The organism is Agromyces sp. NPDC055661 (genome assembly GCF_053618135.1).
In genome coordinates this window covers 262,026-280,117 of record NZ_JBSHHC010000001.1, presented here as the reverse complement: position 1 = coordinate 280,117, position 18,092 = coordinate 262,026, and the positions used below count along the sequence as shown (strand labels likewise).

Below are 18,092 nucleotides of genomic sequence, written 5' to 3'. Positions count from 1 at the left end.
GGGCGGCGCGCAGCAGGCTTCAGGAACCGATCCGGGTTCGCTCGCCGCGAGCGATCCGTCGATACTCCGTCCCGTGAGGTTTCCCCCGTGGCATCCACTGCAGCAGTTCCCGGCTGGCTCCGCGTGCCCGAAGATCCCAACGCCCTGGCGCCGCAGGTGTGGCCCGAGCGTGCGCACCGCGACGCCGACGGCCGGCTCGTGATCGGCGGCGTCCCGGCCACCGACCTCGCCGCCAGGTTCGGAACCCCGCTCTACGTCGTCGACGAGGACGACGCCCGGGCGCGCGCGGCGCGCATCCTGGCTGCGTTCGAGGCCGCCGCGGCATCCGTCGGCACGACCGTGACGGTCTATTACGCGGGCAAGGCGTTCCTCTCCGGAGCCATCGTGCGGTGGGTGACCGAGGCCGGCCTGTCGGTCGACGTGTGCACCGGCGGCGAGCTGGCGGTCGCGCTGGCGGCGGGCGCCGACCCCGCGCGCATCGGCTTCCACGGCAGCAACAAGTCGCTCGGCGAGATCGAGCGTGCGGTCGCCGCCGGCGTGGGCGCGATCATCATCGACTCCGAGATGGAGGTCGAGCGGGTGGCGGATGCCGCGGCGCGCGCCGGTCGCGTGCAGCGCGTGCGCCTGCGCGTGAACAGCGGCGTGCACGCCTCGACGCACGAGTTCCTCGCCACCGCGCACGAGGACCAGAAGTTCGGCGTCTCGCTCGACCGCGCCGTCGAGATCGGCACGCGCATCCGCTCGCACCCCTCGCTCGACCTGCTCGGGCTGCACTGCCACATCGGGTCGCAGATCTTCGACTCGGCGGGCTTCGCCGAGTCCGCCGAGCGCCTGCTCACCGCGCACGCCGAGCTCGCCCGCGTCGCGCCGCTGCCCGAGCTCAATCTCGGCGGCGGCTTCGGCATCGCCTACACGTCGGCCGACGACCCCACGCCCATCGAGGAGATCGCGCTCGGCATCGCCGAGGCCGTCGCGAGCGGATGCCGCGATCGCGACGTGCCCGTGCCGAAGCTCGCGTTCGAGCCCGGCCGCTCCATCATCGGCCCGGCCGGCATCACCCTCTACACGGTCGGCACCGTCAAGCCCGTGCCGCTCGACGGCGGCACCTGGCGGCACTACGTCTCGGTCGACGGCGGCATGAGCGACAACGCGCGCACCGCGCTGTACGGCGCGGACTACACGGTGCGCCTCGCGGGCCGCGTCTCCGACGAGCCGCCCGCACTCGTGCGGCTCGCGGGCAAGCACTGCGAGTCGGGCGACATCGTCGTCGACGCCGACTACCTGCCGCACGACGTCGCGCCGGGCGACCTCGTCGCGGTCGCCGCCACGGGCGCCTACTGCTGGTCGCTCGCCAACAACTACAACCACGTGCCCCGGCCGCCGGTCGTCGCAGTGCGCGACGGGGAGGCCCGCGTGATCGTGCACGGCGAGACCGAGGCCGACCTGCTCGCCCGCGACGCCGGGCTCGAGGCATCCGCCGGCCTGGAAGGGACCCCTGCATGATCGAGTACCGCTCCATCCGCGTCGGCCTGCTCGGCGCCGGATCCGTCGGCTCGCAGGTGGCGCGCCTGCTGCTCGAGCACTCCGACGAGCTCACCCAGCGCATCGGCGCGCGCCTCGAGCTCGTGGGCGTCGCCGTGCGCGACGTCGACGCCCCGCGCGACGCCGAGCTGCCGCGCGACCTCTTCACCACCGACGCCGAGTCGCTCATCCTCGGCTCCGACATCGTCATCGAGCTCATGGGCGGCCTCGAGCCGGCTCGCACCCTCGTGCTCGCCGCGATCGCGTCGGGCGCCGACGTGGTGACCGGCAACAAGGCGCTGCTCGCCACGCACGGGCCCGAGCTGTTCGCCGCGGCGCAGCAGGTGGGCGCGCAGCTCTCCTACGAGGCGGCGGTCGGCGGCGCGATCCCGATCATCCGGCCGCTGCGCGACAGCCTCGCCGGCGACCGCATCGACCGCATCCTCGGCATCGTCAACGGCACGACGAACTTCATCCTCGACCGCATGGACACGACGGGCGCCTCGCTCGAGCACGCGCTCGCGACCGCGACCGAGCTCGGCTACGCCGAGGCCGACCCCACCGCCGACATCGGCGGCTACGACGCCGCGCAGAAGGCCGCGATCCTCGCGAGCCTCGCGTTCCACACGAGCGTGCCCGTCGACGCCGTGCACCGCGAGGGCATCACGGGCGTCACCGCCGCCCAGGTCGAGTCCGCCAAGCGCGCCGGCTTCGTGGTGAAGCTCCTCGCGATCTGCGAGCGGCTCGTCGACGACGAGACCGGCGAGGAGGGCGTCTCCGCCCGCGTCTATCCGGCGCTCGTGCCGCGCAGCCACCCCCTCGCAGCGGTGCACGGCGCGAACAACGCCGTCTTCGTCGAGGCGGCCGCGGCCGGCCCGCTCATGTTCTACGGTGCCGGCGCCGGCGGTGTGCAAACCGCGTCCGCGGTGCTCGGCGACCTCGTCGCCATCGCCCGCCGCCACGTCATCGGCGGCCCCGGCACGGCCGAGTCCACCCACGCGGAGCTGCCGGTGCTCGACATCGGCAGGATCACGACCCGGTACGCGATCACGCTCGAAGTGGCCGACGAGCCCGGCGTACTCGAGCGCATCGCGCACATCTTCGCCGAGCACGGGGTCTCGGTCGAGCAGCTCCAGCAGACCGTCAGCAGTGCGACGGAGCGGGCTACGCTGGTCATCGGGACGCATGAGGCGAAGGAGTCCGCGCTCGCCGAGACCGTCGCCGCCCTCGAACAGAGCCCCGTCGTCGCATCCGTCGCGTCCGTCCTCCGAGTCGAAGGAGCAGTGTGAACCAGCCCACCCCCAAGCCGTGGTCGCGCCAGTGGCGCGGTGTCATCCGCGAGTACGCCGACCGCCTCGACGTGACGGATGCCACGCCCGTCGTCACCCTCGGCGAGGGCGGCACGCCGCTCCTGCCGGCGCCCGCGCTGTCGCGCCGCACGGGTGCCGACGTCTGGGTGAAGTTCGAGGGCATGAACCCCACGGGCTCGTTCAAGGACCGCGGCATGACGATGGCCGTGACCAAGGCCGTCGAGCACGGCGCCAAGGTCGTGATCTGCGCGTCGACCGGCAACACGTCGGCATCGGCCGCCGCCTACGCCACCCACGCGGGCATCTCGGCCGCGGTGCTCGTGCCCGAGGGCAAGATCGCGATGGGCAAGCTGAGCCAGGCGATCGCGCACAACGCCCACCTCCTGCAGGTGCAGGGCAACTTCGACGACTGCCTCGACATCGCGCGCGACCTCGCCGAGAACTACCCGGTCCACCTCGTCAACTCGGTGAACAACGACCGCATCGAGGGGCAGAAGACGGCCGCGTTCGAGGTCGTCGAGGTGCTCGGCGACGCGCCCGACTTCCACTTCATCCCGGTCGGCAACGCCGGCAACTACACCGCGTACACGCGCGGCTACCGCGAGGACATCGCCGCGGGCAACGCGACGCGCCTGCCGCGGATGTTCGGCTTCCAGGCCGCCGGCTCGGCGCCCCTCGTGCGCGGCGAGGTCGTGCGCGACCCCGAGACCATCGCGAGCGCCATCCGCATCGGCAACCCGGCTTCGTGGGAGCTCGCGCTCGAGGCCCGCGACGCGTCCGACGGCTACTTCGGCGCGATCGAGGACGACAAGATCCTCGAGGCGCAGCGCATCCTGTCGGCCGAGGTCGGCATCTTCGTCGAGCCCGCCTCGGCGATCTCGGTCGCGGGCCTGCTCGAGCGGTCGGCCGCGGGCGTGGTCCCGCAGGGCGCACGCATCGTGCTGACCGTCACGGGCCACGGCCTGAAGGACCCGCAGTGGGCCCTCCGCACCGCCGACGGGTCCGACGTGCAGCCCACGGTGGTGCCCGTCGACACGGCACAGGTCGCCCAGGTGCTCGGACTCGCCTCATGAGCAGCGCGACCGTCGCCCCTGACTCGGGCGTCGCGGCATCCGTCGTCGGCCGCATCGTGCACGTGAAGGTGCCCGCCACCTCGGCGAACCTCGGCCCCGGCTTCGACACGCTCGGCCTCGCGCTCGCCCGCTACGACGAGCTCGACGTCGAGGCCACGGATGCCGCGACCCACGACATTCAGGTGCACGGCGTCGGCGCTGGCGAGGTGCCGCTCGACGAGACGCACCTCGTGGTGCGCGCCATCAGGCACACGTTCGACCGGGCGGGCGTGCCCCTGCCCTCGCTGCGGCTGGTCGCCCACAACGCGATCCCGCACGGACGCGGCCTCGGCTCGTCGGGCGCCGCCATCGTGGCGGGCGTCATGGCTGCGAAGGGCCTGCTGGCGGGCATCGTCGAGTTCTCGCCCGACGAGCTCCTCGAGCTCGCCACGGAGCTCGAGGGCCACCCCGACAACGTCGCCCCGGCGCTGTTCGGCGGCCTCACCATCGCGTGGACGACCCCCGAGGGCCCGCGGCACAAGAAGCTCATCGTGCATCGCGGCGTCTCGCCGCTCGTGCTCGTGCCCGAGCACGAGATGTCGACGGCGCTCGCGCGCTCGCTGCAGCCCGAGTCGGTGCCGCACGAGGACGCGGTGTTCAACGTTTCGCGGTCGGCCCTGCTCGTCGCGGCGCTCATCCAGAGCCCCGAGCTGCTCCTGCAGGCGACGGAGGACAAGCTGCACCAGAACTACCGCGCCCAGGCCATGCCCGAGACCGACCGGCTCATCCGCGTGCTCCGCGCGGCGGGGCATCCGGCCGTCGTATCGGGCGCCGGCCCGTCGATCCTGGTGCTCGCGAGCGATCCGAGCGAGCGGGCCGACGCGATCCGCCTCGTCGAGGAGTCGGCCGACACGGCGTGGCAGGCGCTGCCGCTCGCGGTCGACTTCCTGGGCGCAACGGTCGTCGAGGTCGAGCGCTAGGGTCGGCCGCCGCGGCTGCGGCGCGGGTACGGCTGGCGCGTCGCGCGTCCGGAGGACGTCCGTCCTGGTGTTAGGATTGGACCGCACCCGGAAGGCGACGCATCGTCAGCGTTTCCCACCCCGCTCGTGCATTTCCCTAGCAATCATTTGCATTTCGCCTTCGCGCATGTCTGCGCCCCCGCGCACGACACCGCTCGTGCCGGCGATCAGCTCTCCTGGGTCCGCAACTCCTGCGACCAGGGGAAAGGAACATACCCAGTGACCAACGGAACCGACCACGCCGACGTGAGCGTGGCGAACCGCACCCGCCTGAACGGCCTCAAGGTCGCCGAGCTCCAGGAGCTCGCGGCCTCGCTCGGCATCTCCGGCGCCTCGAAGCGCCGCAAGGGCGAGCTCGTGGACCTCATCTCGGCCCACCAGGACGGCGCCGAGGCGCCCGCGCTCATCGACCAGGCCCTCGTGACCGTCGAGCCGACGTCCGCCGCACCCGCGACGGAGGCGCCCGAGGCGTCCGCCGTCGAGGCACCGGTCGAGGCCCCTGCCGCCGAGACGGCTGCACCTGAGGCTCTCGCGACCGAGGCTCCCGCCGAGGCCGCTCCGGCCGACTCGACGGATGCCGCGGCCGACGCCGCGCCCGCCACCACCGCACCCGCGCGCCAGGGCCGTCAGCCCCGCCGCGCCACGAGCGCCACCACGGCCACGCAGCACGTGAACGCCGGGGGAGCGGGCGTGCCGCTCGTCCCCTCCGACGCCGATGCCCGCGAGGCCGCCCGCGCCGCCGTGCGCGAGGAGCTCGCGGCCGCCACGGGCGAAGGCGCCCGCAACGGCCAGCCCGCGGAGGGCGAGGGCGAGCAGCCCGCCGAGCAGCCCCGCCAGGGCCGCAACCGCAACCGCGGCCGCCGTGGCGGCGACCGCGCCGAGCGCGGCGGCGACGACCAGCAGAAGCCCGCAGAGGGCCAGGGTCGCCAGAACGGCCAGGGCGGCGAGCGCCAGGCCGGCAAGGGCGACGAGCAGGGCGGTCGTCCCGCCCGCGAGCGCCAGGCCGAGGGCGACGCCGGCAAGCCGCAGCAGGGCGAGGGCCGTGGCCAGCAGCAGCAGGCCCGCGGCGGCGACCAGCAGCAGCCCGAGGGTGAGGGCGGCCGTCGCAGCCGCTACCGCGACCGCAAGCGCCGCGGCCAGGGCACCGGCGACGACCTCGAGCCCGAGATCCTCGACGACGACGTGCTCATCCCCATCGCCGGCATCCTCGACGTGCTCGACAACTACGCCTTCGTGCGCACGACGGGCTACCTCCCCGGCCCGAGCGACGTCTACGTCTCGCTCGGCCAGGTGAAGAAGTACAACCTGCGCAAGGGCGACGCGGTCGTCGGCTCGATCAAGCAGCCGCGCGACGGCGAGTCGAACAGCCGCCAGAAATACAACGCCCTCGTCAAGGTCGACTCCGTCAACGGGCAGACCCCCGAGGAGTCGGGGGCGCGCGTCGAGTTCCAGAAGCTCACGCCGCTGTACCCGCAGGAGCGCCTGCGCCTCGAGACCGAGCCGACGAAGCTCACGCAGCGCATCATCGACCTCGTCGCGCCGATCGGCAAGGGCCAGCGCGGTCTCATCGTCGCGCCGCCCAAGGCCGGCAAGACGATCGTGCTGCAGCAGATCGCGAACGCCATCTCGATCAACAACCCCGAGGTGCACCTCATGGTCGTGCTCGTCGACGAGCGCCCCGAAGAGGTCACCGACATGCAACGCACGGTGAAGGGCGAGGTCATCGCCTCGACCTTCGACCGTCCCGCCGAGGACCACACGACGGTCGCCGAGCTCGCCATCGAGCGTGCGAAGCGCCTCGTCGAGCTGGGCCACGACGTGGTCGTGCTGCTCGACTCGATCACCCGCCTGGGCCGCGCCTACAACCTCGCGGCGCCGGCCTCCGGCCGCATCCTCTCGGGCGGCGTCGACGCGTCGGCGCTCTACCCGCCGAAGCGGTTCTTCGGCGCGGCGCGCAACATCGAGAACGGCGGCTCGCTCACCATCCTCGCCACGGCGCTCGTCGAGACCGGCTCGAAGATGGACGAGGTGATCTTCGAGGAGTTCAAGGGCACCGGCAACTCCGAGCTACGCCTCTCGCGCCAGCTCGCCGACAAGCGCATCTTCCCGGCCGTCGACGTGAACGCGTCGTCGACCCGTCGTGAGGAGATGCTGCTCTCGCCCGACGAGGTCAAGATCACCTGGAAGCTGCGTCGCGCCCTCGCGGGCCTCGAGCAGCAGCAGGCCCTCGAGGCGGTGCTCGGCCGGCTCAAGGAGACCCAGTCGAACGTCGAGTTCCTCATGCTCATGCAGAAGTCGATGCCCGTGACCAACGGCGCGGCGCACTCGCACGGGCACGAGACCGACCACCGCTGAGCCCATGTTCGAGTCCGTCCAGGCCCTGCTCGCCGAGCACGGCGAGCTCCAGCAGGAGCTCGCCGACCCGGCGCTGCACGCCGACGCCGCACGCGCGAAGAAGGTGAACCGGCGCTACGCCGAGCTCAGCCGCATCGTCGCCGCGCACGACGCGTGGCAGCAGGCGGGCGACGACCTCGAGGCGGCCCGCGAGCTGGCCAAGGAGGACGACGCGTTCGCCGAGGAGATCCCCGACCTCGAGGAGGGGCTCGCCCAGTCTCAGGAGAAGCTGCGCCGGCTCCTGATCCCGCGCGACCCCGACGACGGGCGCGACGTGATCATGGAGATCAAGGGCGGCGAGGGCGGCGCCGAGAGCGCCCTCTTCGCGGCCGACCTGCTGCGCATGTACATCCAGTACGCGCAGTCGAAGGGCTGGAAGACCGAGCTCCTCGAGCGCAACGAGTCCGACCTCGGCGGCTACAAGGACGTGCAGGTCGCGATCAAGTCGAACGCCACCGACCCGTCGCAGGGCGTCTGGGCGCACCTCAAGTACGAGGGCGGCGTGCACCGCGTGCAGCGCGTGCCGGTGACCGAGACCCAGGGCCGCATCCACACGTCGACCACGGGCGTGCTGGTGTTCCCCGAGGTGGACGAGCCCGAGGAGGTCGACATCAACCAGAACGACCTCAAGATCGACGTGTACCGCTCGTCGGGCCCCGGCGGCCAGTCGGTGAACACGACCGACTCCGCGGTGCGCATCACGCACCTGCCCACGGGCATCGTGGTCTCGATGCAGAACGAGAAGTCGCAGCTGCAGAACCGCGAGGCGGCGATGCGCGTGCTGCGTGCTCGACTCCTCGCGCGCCAGCAGGAGGAGCTCGCGGCCGCGGCATCCGATGCCCGCAAGTCGCAGATCCGCTCCATGGACCGCTCCGAGCGCATCCGCACGTACAACTTCCCCGAGAACCGCATCGCGGACCACCGCACGGGCTACAAGGCGTACAACCTCGACCAGGTCATGAACGGGGCGCTCGAGCCGATCATCGACTCGGCGATCCAGGCCGACGAGGAGGCCCGCCTGGCCGACCTCGCCGCCGAGTAACTCCCGCACCCTCCCTCGCTGCGCCACTTCGACATCGTCTGCGCCAGTACAAGTGGCGCAGACCACGTCCGGGTGGCGCAGTCGGCCGCGTGTCGACTCGTCCTCGACCGGCTGACGCATCCAGTGGCGGTTCCCCGGTCGACGGATGCCGCGTCAGGCCAGGGGCCGAAGCGAAGATGCTGTCCACATGGACGTCGAGTCGCTCCCGCGTGCACCGGGCGAGGTGTTCACGTCGGCGCGGGCGCGGGCGGCGGGCCTTTCGGCCACGCTCCTGACGGCGCGTGACGCCGGCGAGCTCGTCGCGGTGAGGCGCGGCGTCTACGTCGCTGCTGCAGGTCACGAGGAGCTCTCGCCGATCCTGAGACATCGCGAGATGGCGCTCGCCGTCGCCCAGCAGCGGCCCGGGGTCGTGTTCGCAGGATTCACGGCAGCGGTGCTGTCGGGAATGCCGATCGTGGGTGAGGTGCCGCACGACGTCGTCGTGCTCGCTGCGGGGAAGTCCGGCCGACGGCGAAACGGCGTGGTCGAGATCGTTCGGCGCGCGGAGCCTCCGCTCCTGACCCGTGATGGCATCGCGGTGACTCCGGTCGTCGACACCCTGATCGAGGTCGCGCGCACCCGCCCCCTGCTCACGGCGCTCACGATGGCGGATGCCGCACTCTGGGTTCCGAGATTCGGGACGGGGCAGCCGTCGTCCACCATCGACCGGCTTCGCGACGGCTTCGACGCGCGACTGCCGTTCCCCGGAAGTCGCCGAGTGTCCGCCGTGCTCGACCGAACGACTTCGTGTGCCGAGACGCCGCTCGAGACGCTCAGCCGACTCCGGATCGAGGAGCTCGGCTTCCCGCCACCCGACCTGCAAGTGCGCGTCGATCGACCGCACGGACGAGGGCCGGCGTTCCTCGACTTCGCCTGGCCCGAGCACGGCGTGTGGGGCGAAGCGGACGGTGGCGGCAAGTACGTCGGTAGCGGCGTGGTCGACAGTGCTCGGCGGTCGCCCGTCGAGGTCGTCCGCGACGAGAAGGAACGCGAGAACGACGTGCGGTCGGTGACGAAGTGGGCGTGCGGACGATGGGACTGGGACGAGGCATGGAACGGTGGCGTGCTGCGCGGGATCCTGCTCCGGGCGGGTCTGCCGCTCATGGCGCCGCCACGACGCTGACGCGTCTCCGCCACACCACCCTGGAGGACAGCTTGCTGCGCCACCTGCACGTCCTGTGCCCCACTTGTCGTGGCGCGGAGGCCGCCGAAGTGGCGCAGCGGCGGCACGAGATGCCCGGCTCGGCGCGCGGGCGGCGAGGCCCGCGCTAGATGTGCCAGTCGTGCACGCCGCGGGCGGCGTCGGCCGTCGCGTGCGAGAGCGGACGGACGCTCGCCGGCACGCCCACGAGGAGCGAGTGCGGGGGAGCGGGCCTGGTCACGACCGCGTTCGCGCCGACCGCGCTCCACGCACCGATGACGATGTCGCCGAGGATCTTCGCGCCCGCGCCCACCGTGACGCCGTCCTGCAGCGTGGGGTGGCGCTTGGTGCCGGGGAGCGTGTGGCGCGGAGCCTTCCCGCCGAGCGTGACGCCGTGGTACAGCATCACGTCGTCGCCCACGATCGACGTCTCGCCGATGACCACGCCCATTCCGTGGTCGATGAAGAAGCGGCGGCCGATCGTCGCGCCGGGGTGGATCTCGATGCCCGTGAGGAAGCGCACGAGCTGCGACAGCAGCCGCGCCGGCAACCGCCAGCCGGCGACCCAGAGCCGGTGCGCGAGCCGGTAGGACCAGATGGCGTGCAGCCCCGAGTACGCGAGGAAGACCTCGATATCGCTCCGCGCAGCCGGGTCGTGCGAGCGGGCGGTCGCGAGGTCTTCCCTGAACGTCCTGAGGATGGGCACCCGATCAGTCAAGCAGACCCTCGTACAGGACCGTGGACAGGTACCGCTCGCCGTAGCTCGCGACGATGACCACGATGGTCTTGCCCGCGTTCTCGGGGCGCTTCGCGAGCTGGGTCGCCGCGTAGACGGTGGCGCCCGACGAGATGCCGCCGAGGATGCCCTCCTCGACGCCGAGGCGACGCGCGGTGGCGACGGCCTGGTCGATGTTCACGTCGATGATCTCGTCGTAGACCTCGCGGTCGAGGATCTCGGGCACGAAGTTCGCGCCGATGCCCTGGATCTTGTGCGGGCCGGGCTGGCCGCCGTTGAGGATCGGCGACTCCGCCGGCTCGACGCCGACGACCTGCACCTCGGGCTTGCGCTCCTTGAGCACCTGGCCGACGCCCGTGATGGTGCCGCCCGTGCCGATGCCCGACACGAAGATGTCGACGCCGCCGTCGGTGTCGTTCCAGACCTCCTCGGCGGTGGTGAGGCGGTGGATCTCGACGTTGGCGAGGTTCTCGAACTGCTTCGCGAGCACCGCGCCGGGCGTCTCGGCCGCGATCTGCTCGGCGCGCGCGACGGCGCCCTTCATGCCCTCGCCGCCGGGGGTGAGCACGAGCTCGGCGCCGTAGGCGCGCAGCAGCGCGCGGCGCTCCTTCGACATGGTCTCGGGCATCGCGATGATGACACGGTAGCCGCGGGCCGCGCCGATCATGGCGAGCGCGATGCCGGTGTTGCCGCTCGTGCCCTCGACGATGGTGCCGCCGGGCTGGAGCGCGCCCGCCGCCTCTGCGGCGTCGACGATCCCGATGCCGAGGCGGTCCTTCACGCTCGCGCTGGGGTTGTAGAACTCGAGCTTCGCGAGCACGGTCGCCTCGGCGCCGTCGGTGACGCGGTTGAGCCGCACGAGGGGCGTGCGTCCGAAGACCTCGGTGATGTTGTCGAAGACCTGGGCCATGGGAGGTTCCTCTCGGATGGGCGTCGTCATCGGCGACGACCGGGTTCGCTGGCGGGGGCGGGTGCCGCGGCCCAGCCTACGGCGGCGCCTGCCGCCGGTCACGTGCGTTACATTCCATTTCGTGGATGAGGGCACGATTCAGGCCGGAGGGCGCGACCTGCGCGTAGTGCGCGACGAGACGGTCGGGCGGCTTGCGGCGGCCGGCGTGCCCGACCCCGAGGTGGACGCCGAGCTGCTCATCGGGCACGTCCTCGGGCTCTCGCGCGGCGGCGTGCAGGCACGACTCGTCGTCGGCGGTGCGCTCGGCGAGGCGGATGCCGCGACGCTCGAGTCGCTCGTCCGCCGCCGCGAACGGCGCGAGCCGCTGCAGCACCTCACCGGCCGCGCCGCGTTCCGCTCGCTCGACCTGGCCGTGGGACCCGGGGTCTTCGTGCCGCGTCCCGAGACCGAGCAGGTCGCGCAGCTCGCGATCGACGCGCTCCGGGCCACCGCCGAGCCCGAGCCGATCGCGATCGACCTCGGATCCGGCAGCGGTGCGATCGCGCTTGCGATGGCGACCGAGGTGCCCCACGCCCGCGTGTGGGCCGTCGAGAACTCGCCCGCGGCGTTCCCGTGGACGCGTCGCAACGTCGAGGAGGTCGGCGCGCCGAACCTCGAGCTCGTGTTCGGCGACCTCGCGACCGCGCTCGCGGATCTCGATGGCCGCGCCGCGGTCGTCATCTCGAATCCGCCGTACGTGCCTGCGGGCGAGCTCCCGCGCGACCCCGAGGTGCGCCTGCACGACCCGGATGCGGCGCTCTACGGCGGAGCGGACGGGCTCGATGTCGTGCGTGTGCTCTCGACGCGTGCAGCCGAGCTGCTGCGTCCGGGCGGCCTGCTCGTCATCGAGCACGCCGAGACGCAGTCGGCGCCGATCGCGGCGATCCTCGCGGCCGACGGCTGGCGCGCGATCGCGCACCACCGCGACCTCACGTCGCGCGACCGCGCCACGACCGCCCTGCGCTGAGCGCGCCGGCGGGGCATCGCGACGACAGGGCTACGACCGCGCCGCGTCCCGAGCCGCCCGCTCCGCGGCCTTCGCCGCGCGCTCCGCCGCCTTCGCGTCCTGCTCGGTCGCGCGCTGCCGCGCCGCCGCGATCTCGTCGCGCTCGCGGCGGCGGGCCTCGCGCAGCGACTTCTCCGCCTCGCGCACGGCGCGCTCGGCGTCGCGGCGACGGCGATTCGCCTCGCGCACCTTCGGATCGCGGGGGAGGGGCTCGTCGCCGACGGCCTCGCGACCCACGTCGCGCGCCGCACCGGCCGGGGCCGTCGCGGCATCGACGTCCCCCGCGCGGCGGGCGAGGTAGAGCTCGAGCCCGTCGAGGATGCGCTCGAGGCCGAACGCGAAGTCCACGTCGGGATCCTCGGGCTCGTCGCCGCCCAGGTAACCGCCCGACATCAGGAACGGGGCGAAGTCGGGGAACCGCTCGGGGGTGACGAGCTGGGCGAGCCCCGACATGAAGTTCGCGCCGTCGATGTCGCCGGGATCGGCCGCGGCGAGCTCGTGCTCCTGGCGGGACGTGCCGCGGGCGTAGTTCGCGAGCAGCAGGAGCATCCCCATCTTCTCGCCGGGATCGAGCGGCAGGCCGCGCACCTCGCGAAGGAACCAGTCGACCATCGCGAGGCTGTTCGGCGTGATCGGCACCCCCGAGATCGGGATGTCGCTGAGCCACGGGTGCTCGCGGTAGGCGGCGCGCGACGACCCGACCCACCGGGTGAGCCCGGCACGCCACCCGCCCTCGTGCGCCGCCTCGGGGATCGGCACCTCGCTGGCCTGCTCCTGCATGAGCAGCAGGAGGTCGTCCTTCGCGGTGACATAGCGGTAGAGCGACATGGTCGTGTACCCGAGGGACTGGGCGACCCTGGCCATCGACACCGCCGCGAGGCCCTCGGCATCGGCGATGCCGATCGCCGCGTCGACGATGCGCTCGATGCTCATCTCGCGCTTCGGGCCGCGCTGCGGGTTCGCCGCGACGCCCCAGGCGAGTGCGACGGCGCGGGGCAGCTCGGGCTCGGCGGGCGTCTCGTGGGTCATGGGGCTCCAATCGGCGGGCGGTGCTTGCGTCAAGCATAGAACTGTGTATTACTTAAACAGTCGTGCATGGCATAAACAGTTTAACTCGTACACCGGAAAGGCGCAGCCCATGACCCTTGCGATCGACGCGCGCGGGATCGCCAAGCGATTCCGCTCCACCACGGTCCTCGACGACCTCGACCTCGCGGTCGAGACCGGCAGCGTGTTCGCCCTCCTCGGGCCGAACGGCGCCGGCAAGACCACCACCATCAACATCCTCACGACGCTCGTGCGGCCCGACGCGGGCACCGCGCTGGTCGCCGGCGCCGACGTCCTGGCCGATCCCGATGCCGTGCGCGCCCGCATCAGCCTCACCGGGCAGTCGGCCGCCGTCGACGAGGTCCTCACCGGCCGCGAGAACGTCGTGATGCTCGCCCGGCTCTCGGGACTCGGCGCGCGAGCGGCCCGGGCCCGGGCCGACGAGCTGCTCGAGCGCTTCGACCTCGCCGAGGCATCCGGCCGACGCGTGGCCACCTACTCGGGCGGGATGCGACGGCGGCTCGACCTGGCGCTGAGCCTCGTCGTGCCGACGCCCGTCATCTTCCTCGACGAGCCGACCACGGGCCTCGACACCCGGAGCCGCCAGGAGCTCTGGCGGATCATCCGGGAGGTCGCCGACCTGGGCGCGACGGTGTTCCTCACCACGCAGTACCTCGAGGAGGCCGACCGGCTCGCCGACCGCGTCGCCGTGCTCGACCGGGGACGGATCGCAGCCGAGGGCACCGCATCCGTGCTCAAGGCGCAGGTCGGCGGCGAGGTCGTCGAGCTCCTCGGGCCCCACGACGAAGTGCTCGCCGAGCTGCCGACCGACGGTACCGTGCACGGTCTCCGCGCCGCCATCGACGAGCTGGACCGGCTCGCGGCCTCCGCCGTCGACGGCGCCAGGGTCGCCATCCGCCGCCCGAGCCTCGACGACGTCTTCCTCGCCATCACCTCGCACCCGGCCGAGCCCGAGCGCGCGGCCGACCTCATCGGAACGAAGGGCTGACCATGACCACCCTCATCGACACCGCGCCGTCGCGCCCGGCCTCCGCGCCGGCGCTCGTGCGGGCCCGCCCCGCCGGGCTCACGGCCGAGGCCGTCTTCATCCGCCGGAGCATCACGCACTCGCTGCGCGACACCGAGGCGCTGCTCATGGCGGTGATCCTGCCCACCATGCTCATGCTGCTCTTCACGTACGTGTTCGGGGGCGCGCTCGACCCGTCGGGCGGGTACGTGGACTACGTCGTGCCCGGCATCATCCTGCTCTGCGCGGGGTTCGGCGCGAGCTCGACCGCGATGTACGTCGCACGCGACATGACGACGGGGATCATCGACCGGTTCCGCACCATGCCGCTGCGGGCGGGCGCCGTGCTGACCGGCCACGTCGTCGCGAGCGTGCTGCGGAACCTCTTCGCGACCGGCGTCGTCATCGGCGTCGCGCTGCTCGTGGGCTTCCGGCCGACGGCGACGCCGCTCGAGTGGGTCGCGGCGATCGCGCTGATCGCGTTGTACATCCTCGCCATCACGTACCTCTTCGCGGCGATCGGCCTCGCGGCGTCGAGCCCCGAGTCGGCGAGCGCCTACGGGTTCATCCTGCTGTTCCTGCCGTACCTCTCGAGCGCGTTCGTGCCCGTCGAGACGCTGCCCGACTGGCTCTCGTGGTTCGCCGAGCACCAGCCGATCACGCCGATCATCGAGACGATCCGCAGCCTCCTCATGGGCACGCCGATGGGCGACTCCGCCTGGTGGGCCGTGGGCTGGTGCCTGCTGTTCATCGCGGTCGCCGCGGTGTGGGGCGCCTGGCTCTTCCGCCGCAAGGCGGGGCGCCGCTGACGCGAACGGCGACGACGACGGATGCCGCGGGCCGCACGGGCTCGCGGCATCCGTCGTCTCGTGCGAGGCGGTCGCACCGGGCGACGCGCACGGCTGTCCCCATGCCCCGGGAACGGCGACCGCGCTGGTCTAGAATCGAGCGGTCATGACCACCATCTACGACTGCTCGGTCGATTCCCAGCTGCTCACCGGCATGCGACTCGCACGTGGCGCCATCGGCCGCGGCGAGCTCGTCGTGATCCCCACCGACACGGTCTACGGGGTCGCCGCCGACGCGTTCGACCCGAAGGCCGTGGAGCGCCTCCTGCAGGCGAAGGGCCGCGAGCGCACCTCGCCGCCCCCCGTGCTCATCCCCGGCATCCCCACGCTCGACGCGCTCGCGACCGACGTGCCCGGGCCGGTGCGCCAGCTCGTCGCCGAGTTCTGGCCGGGCGGGCTCACCGTGATCCTGCACGCGCAGCCGTCGCTGCAGTGGGACCTCGGCGAGACGCGGGGCACCGTGGCGCTGCGCATGCCGGCCAACCGGATCGCGCTCGAGCTCCTCTCCGAGACCGGCCCGCTCGCGGTGTCGAGCGCGAACCTCTCGGGGCAGCCGTCCGCGACGACCGCGGCCGACGCGGAGGCCATGCTCGGCGAGTCTGTGACGGTGTACCTCGACGGCGGCCGGGCCGGCGAGGCCTACGAGCCCATCGGCGAGCGACCCGGCGACACGAGCTCGACCATCATCGACGCGACGTCGCTGTCGGGCGAGGGCGGCCTGCTGCGCATCGTGCGCGCCGGCGTCATCTCCCGCGAGCGCATCGCGGAGGTCGTCGGGGAGGAGCTGCTCGCACCCGCCGACGGCGAGGAGGCCGCGGAGACCGTGCCGGTCGCGCCCGACGCCGAGGCGACCGCGGTGGAGGACGCGGTTCCCGACGCGGCAGCCGATGCGTCCGCCGGGACGCCCGCCGCCGACGACGTGCCGGCCGCCGACGTGCCCGCCGCCGACGACGTGCCCGCGGCATCCGCCTCCCCGACCCCTGACGATGGAGCGGACGCCGCCGTCTCATGACCCTCTTCCTCGCGCTCGCCCTCGTGGCCGCGCTCGTCACCTTCGGCGGCTCGGTGCTCGTCTGGAAGCTCAGCCTCAAGTACCGCCTGTATCCGAAGATCCGCGAGCGCGACGTGCACACGCGTCCGACGCCGAGGCTCGGCGGCATCGCGATGTTCGTGGGCATCGTGGCGGCCATCGCCGCGGCGGCGTTCGTGTCCACGCTGGGGTCGTCGCGGTTCTCGGTGGTGTCGATCATCTTCCAGAACCCGACGCAGATGCTCGCGATCCTCGGGGCGGCCCTGCTCATCGTGCTCATCGGCGTCGCCGACGACATCTGGGACCTCGACTGGACGACGAAGCTCGCGGGCCAGTTCATCGCGGCGGGCCTCATCGCGTGGCAGGGCGTCTCGATCGTGTCGCTGCCGATCGGCGGCATCACGGTGGGCTCCTCGTGGATGAGCGCCACGATCACGGTCTTCACGATCGTGCTCGTCATGAACGCGATCAACTTCATCGACGGCCTCGACGGCCTCGTCGCGGGCGTCGCCCTCATCGCGAACGGCGTCTTCTTCCTCTACACGTACCTCCTCGTGCAGAAGACGTCCCCGCTCAACTACTTCAACCTCGCGTCGCTGCTCGCGATCGTCGTGGTCGGCGCGTGCGCCGGGTTCCTGCCGCTGAACTGGCACCCGGCGAAGCTCTTCATGGGCGACGCCGGCGCGCTGCTCATCGGCCTGCTGATGGCCACCTCGGCCATCGCGGTCACGGGGCAGATCGACCCCGCCTCGCTCGGGCTCGGCGAGCTGTTCCCCGCGTTCATCCCGATCATCCTGCCGTTCGCGGTCCTCGTGATCCCGTTGCTCGACTTCGGGCTCGCGGTCGTCCGGCGGCTCCGCGCCGGCAAGTCGCCGTTCGCGGCCGACCGCAAGCACCTGCACCACCGCCTGCTCGACATGGGCCACTCGCACCTCAACGCCGTGCTCATCTTCTACGCATGGACGGCGGTCGCCTCGATCGGATGCCTCCTCTCGTTCGTGTTCCCCGTCTACTTCGGGATCCCGTCGGGCTGGGCCTTCCTCCTGCTCGCGGTCGGGTTCCTCGTCTGCGCGGCCTTCACGCTCGCACCGCTCGGACGGCGCAAGCGGCTCACGGTCGCGGCCGAGGCCGACGGGGACGATCCCGTCGCGGCGACGGTGTTCGACGAGCTCGAGTCGCCCGAGCCGGTCGCGGTGGCGACGGGGTCGGTGCCGGTGGCGACGGGGTCGGTGGCTGTCGCGACGGGTTCGGTGCCCGTGGCGACGGGTCCGGCCGACGTTGCCGGCCCGGCATCCGGTCAGGGCCGCCCGCTAGAATCGGGCGACCCCGAACTGGAGCACGATGACCGACGCACGTCCTGAGCCCGCCGACCGCACGCCCACCTCGAACCCGGTGCTCCGCAAGGCGCTCGCCTGGGGCGGCGTGCTCGCCGCGATCGTCCTCGTGGTCAGCTGCGTGCTCGGCCTCGTCTTCGCCGGCACCGAGGGGCTCGTCAGCGCCATCGTCGGCACGCTCATGGCCGTCGTCTTCATGGGCATCACCGCGGCGAGCATCCTGCTCGCCAACCGGTTCGCCGGGAGCGACGTCTTCGTCGGCGCCTTCTTCGGGATCGTGCTCGGCGGCTGGCTGCTGAAGTTCATCGTCTTCATCGTGCTCGTGGTCGTGCTGCGCGACGCCGACTGGCTGAACCCGACCGTGCTGTTCCTCAGCCTCGTCGGCGGCGTGATCGCCTCGCTCGTGGTCGACGTCATCGTCGTCTCGACCTCGCGGATGCCCTATACGAGCGATGTGAAGCTGCCCGAGGCGCCGACCGACGACTGAGCTCGATCCCGAATTCGTCTGCTCGTAGAAGTCTTGCTAGAGTAATGGCGATCCCCCCGGTTTCCGCGTGTTTTCACGTGTGCGGAAACTGTTCCGATGTTCGACGACGC

The 18,092-nt window shown here is 72.3% G+C and carries 16 protein-coding genes; 13 read left to right on the top strand and 3 right to left on the bottom strand.

Features of this window, described 5'->3' with window-relative positions:
- Window positions 1–87 precede the first annotated feature (87 nt).
- The 7 genes from lysA to ACWGO8_RS01250 all read left to right on the top strand — a co-directional run bounded on the left by lysA (window position 88) and on the right by ACWGO8_RS01250 (window position 9,500).
- Window positions 88–1,503, top strand: a complete 1,416-nt coding sequence (gene lysA, locus ACWGO8_RS01280) for a diaminopimelate decarboxylase (RefSeq protein WP_452041345.1) — start codon at window positions 88–90, stop codon at window positions 1,501–1,503.
- A complete protein-coding gene (locus ACWGO8_RS01275) occupies window positions 1,500–2,810 on the top strand; it encodes a homoserine dehydrogenase (protein WP_452041344.1) in 1,311 nt (436 codons plus the stop codon). Before lysA ends, ACWGO8_RS01275 begins: the two co-directional genes overlap by 4 nt.
- A complete protein-coding gene (gene thrC / locus ACWGO8_RS01270; protein WP_452041343.1) occupies window positions 2,807–3,904 on the top strand; it encodes a threonine synthase in 1,098 nt (365 codons plus the stop codon). Before ACWGO8_RS01275 ends, thrC begins: the two co-directional genes overlap by 4 nt.
- Window positions 3,901–4,863, top strand: a complete 963-nt coding sequence (gene thrB / locus ACWGO8_RS01265; RefSeq protein WP_452041342.1) for a homoserine kinase — start codon at window positions 3,901–3,903, stop codon at window positions 4,861–4,863. Before thrC ends, thrB begins: the two co-directional genes overlap by 4 nt.
- A gap of 258 nt (window positions 4,864–5,121) precedes the next feature.
- Complete coding sequence (gene rho, locus ACWGO8_RS01260) at window positions 5,122–7,257, top strand: transcription termination factor Rho (RefSeq protein WP_452041341.1); 2,136 nt, start codon at window positions 5,122–5,124, stop codon at window positions 7,255–7,257.
- Window positions 7,258–7,261: 4 nt separating this feature from the next.
- Window positions 7,262–8,338 carry a peptide chain release factor 1 gene (prfA, locus tag ACWGO8_RS01255; protein ID WP_376956799.1) on the top strand — a complete coding sequence of 359 codons (1,077 nt, stop codon included), beginning with the start codon at window positions 7,262–7,264 and terminating at the stop codon, window positions 8,336–8,338.
- Between the two features lie 187 nt (window positions 8,339–8,525).
- Entirely contained in the window at window positions 8,526–9,500 is a 975-nt protein-coding gene (locus tag ACWGO8_RS01250) for a hypothetical protein (protein ID WP_452041340.1), read from the top strand.
- Window positions 9,501–9,645: 145 nt separating this feature from the next.
- Here the strand turns inward: ACWGO8_RS01250 and epsC are convergent, their stop codons facing one another.
- A complete protein-coding gene (gene epsC / locus ACWGO8_RS01245) occupies window positions 9,646–10,224 on the bottom strand; it encodes a serine O-acetyltransferase EpsC (RefSeq protein ID WP_452041339.1) in 579 nt (192 codons plus the stop codon).
- Between the two features lie 4 nt (window positions 10,225–10,228).
- Window positions 10,229–11,164, bottom strand: coding sequence for a cysteine synthase A (cysK, locus tag ACWGO8_RS01240; protein WP_452041338.1), 936 nt, complete (start codon window positions 11,162–11,164; stop codon window positions 10,229–10,231).
- 136 nt (window positions 11,165–11,300) lie between these two features.
- On the opposite strand from cysK, the gene prmC reads away from it, so the two are divergent.
- Window positions 11,301–12,170 (top strand): peptide chain release factor N(5)-glutamine methyltransferase, encoded by an 870-nt coding sequence (gene prmC / locus ACWGO8_RS01235; RefSeq protein ID WP_452043506.1) that lies wholly within the window; start codon window positions 11,301–11,303, stop codon window positions 12,168–12,170.
- Window positions 12,171–12,200: 30 nt separating this feature from the next.
- Here prmC and ACWGO8_RS01230 read toward each other — a convergent pair whose 3' ends face one another.
- Window positions 12,201–13,238 carry a TetR/AcrR family transcriptional regulator gene (locus ACWGO8_RS01230; RefSeq protein WP_452041337.1) on the bottom strand — a complete coding sequence of 346 codons (1,038 nt, stop codon included), beginning with the start codon at window positions 13,236–13,238 and terminating at the stop codon, window positions 12,201–12,203.
- 109 nt (window positions 13,239–13,347) lie between these two features.
- On the opposite strand from ACWGO8_RS01230, the gene ACWGO8_RS01225 reads away from it, so the two are divergent.
- From ACWGO8_RS01225 to ACWGO8_RS01205, 5 genes are all read left to right on the top strand, one after another.
- Window positions 13,348–14,265: an ATP-binding cassette domain-containing protein gene (locus ACWGO8_RS01225; RefSeq protein ID WP_452041336.1), complete on the top strand. Its 918-nt coding sequence runs from the start codon at window positions 13,348–13,350 to the stop codon at window positions 14,263–14,265.
- Between the two features lie 2 nt (window positions 14,266–14,267).
- Window positions 14,268–15,092 (top strand): ABC transporter permease, encoded by an 825-nt coding sequence (locus ACWGO8_RS01220; protein WP_452041335.1) that lies wholly within the window; start codon window positions 14,268–14,270, stop codon window positions 15,090–15,092.
- Window positions 15,093–15,237: 145 nt separating this feature from the next.
- Window positions 15,238–16,143 (top strand): L-threonylcarbamoyladenylate synthase, encoded by a 906-nt coding sequence (locus ACWGO8_RS01215; RefSeq protein WP_452041334.1) that lies wholly within the window; start codon window positions 15,238–15,240, stop codon window positions 16,141–16,143.
- The gene (locus tag ACWGO8_RS01210) at window positions 16,140–17,522 is read left to right on the top strand and encodes an MraY family glycosyltransferase (RefSeq protein WP_452041333.1); all 1,383 of its coding nucleotides are present in this window, start codon (window positions 16,140–16,142) and stop codon (window positions 17,520–17,522) included. Before ACWGO8_RS01215 ends, ACWGO8_RS01210 begins: the two co-directional genes overlap by 4 nt.
- A complete protein-coding gene (locus ACWGO8_RS01205) occupies window positions 17,503–17,982 on the top strand; it encodes a hypothetical protein (RefSeq protein WP_452041332.1) in 480 nt (159 codons plus the stop codon). The genes ACWGO8_RS01210 and ACWGO8_RS01205 overlap by 20 nt, the downstream gene beginning before the upstream one ends.
- Window positions 17,983–18,092 lie beyond the last annotated feature (110 nt).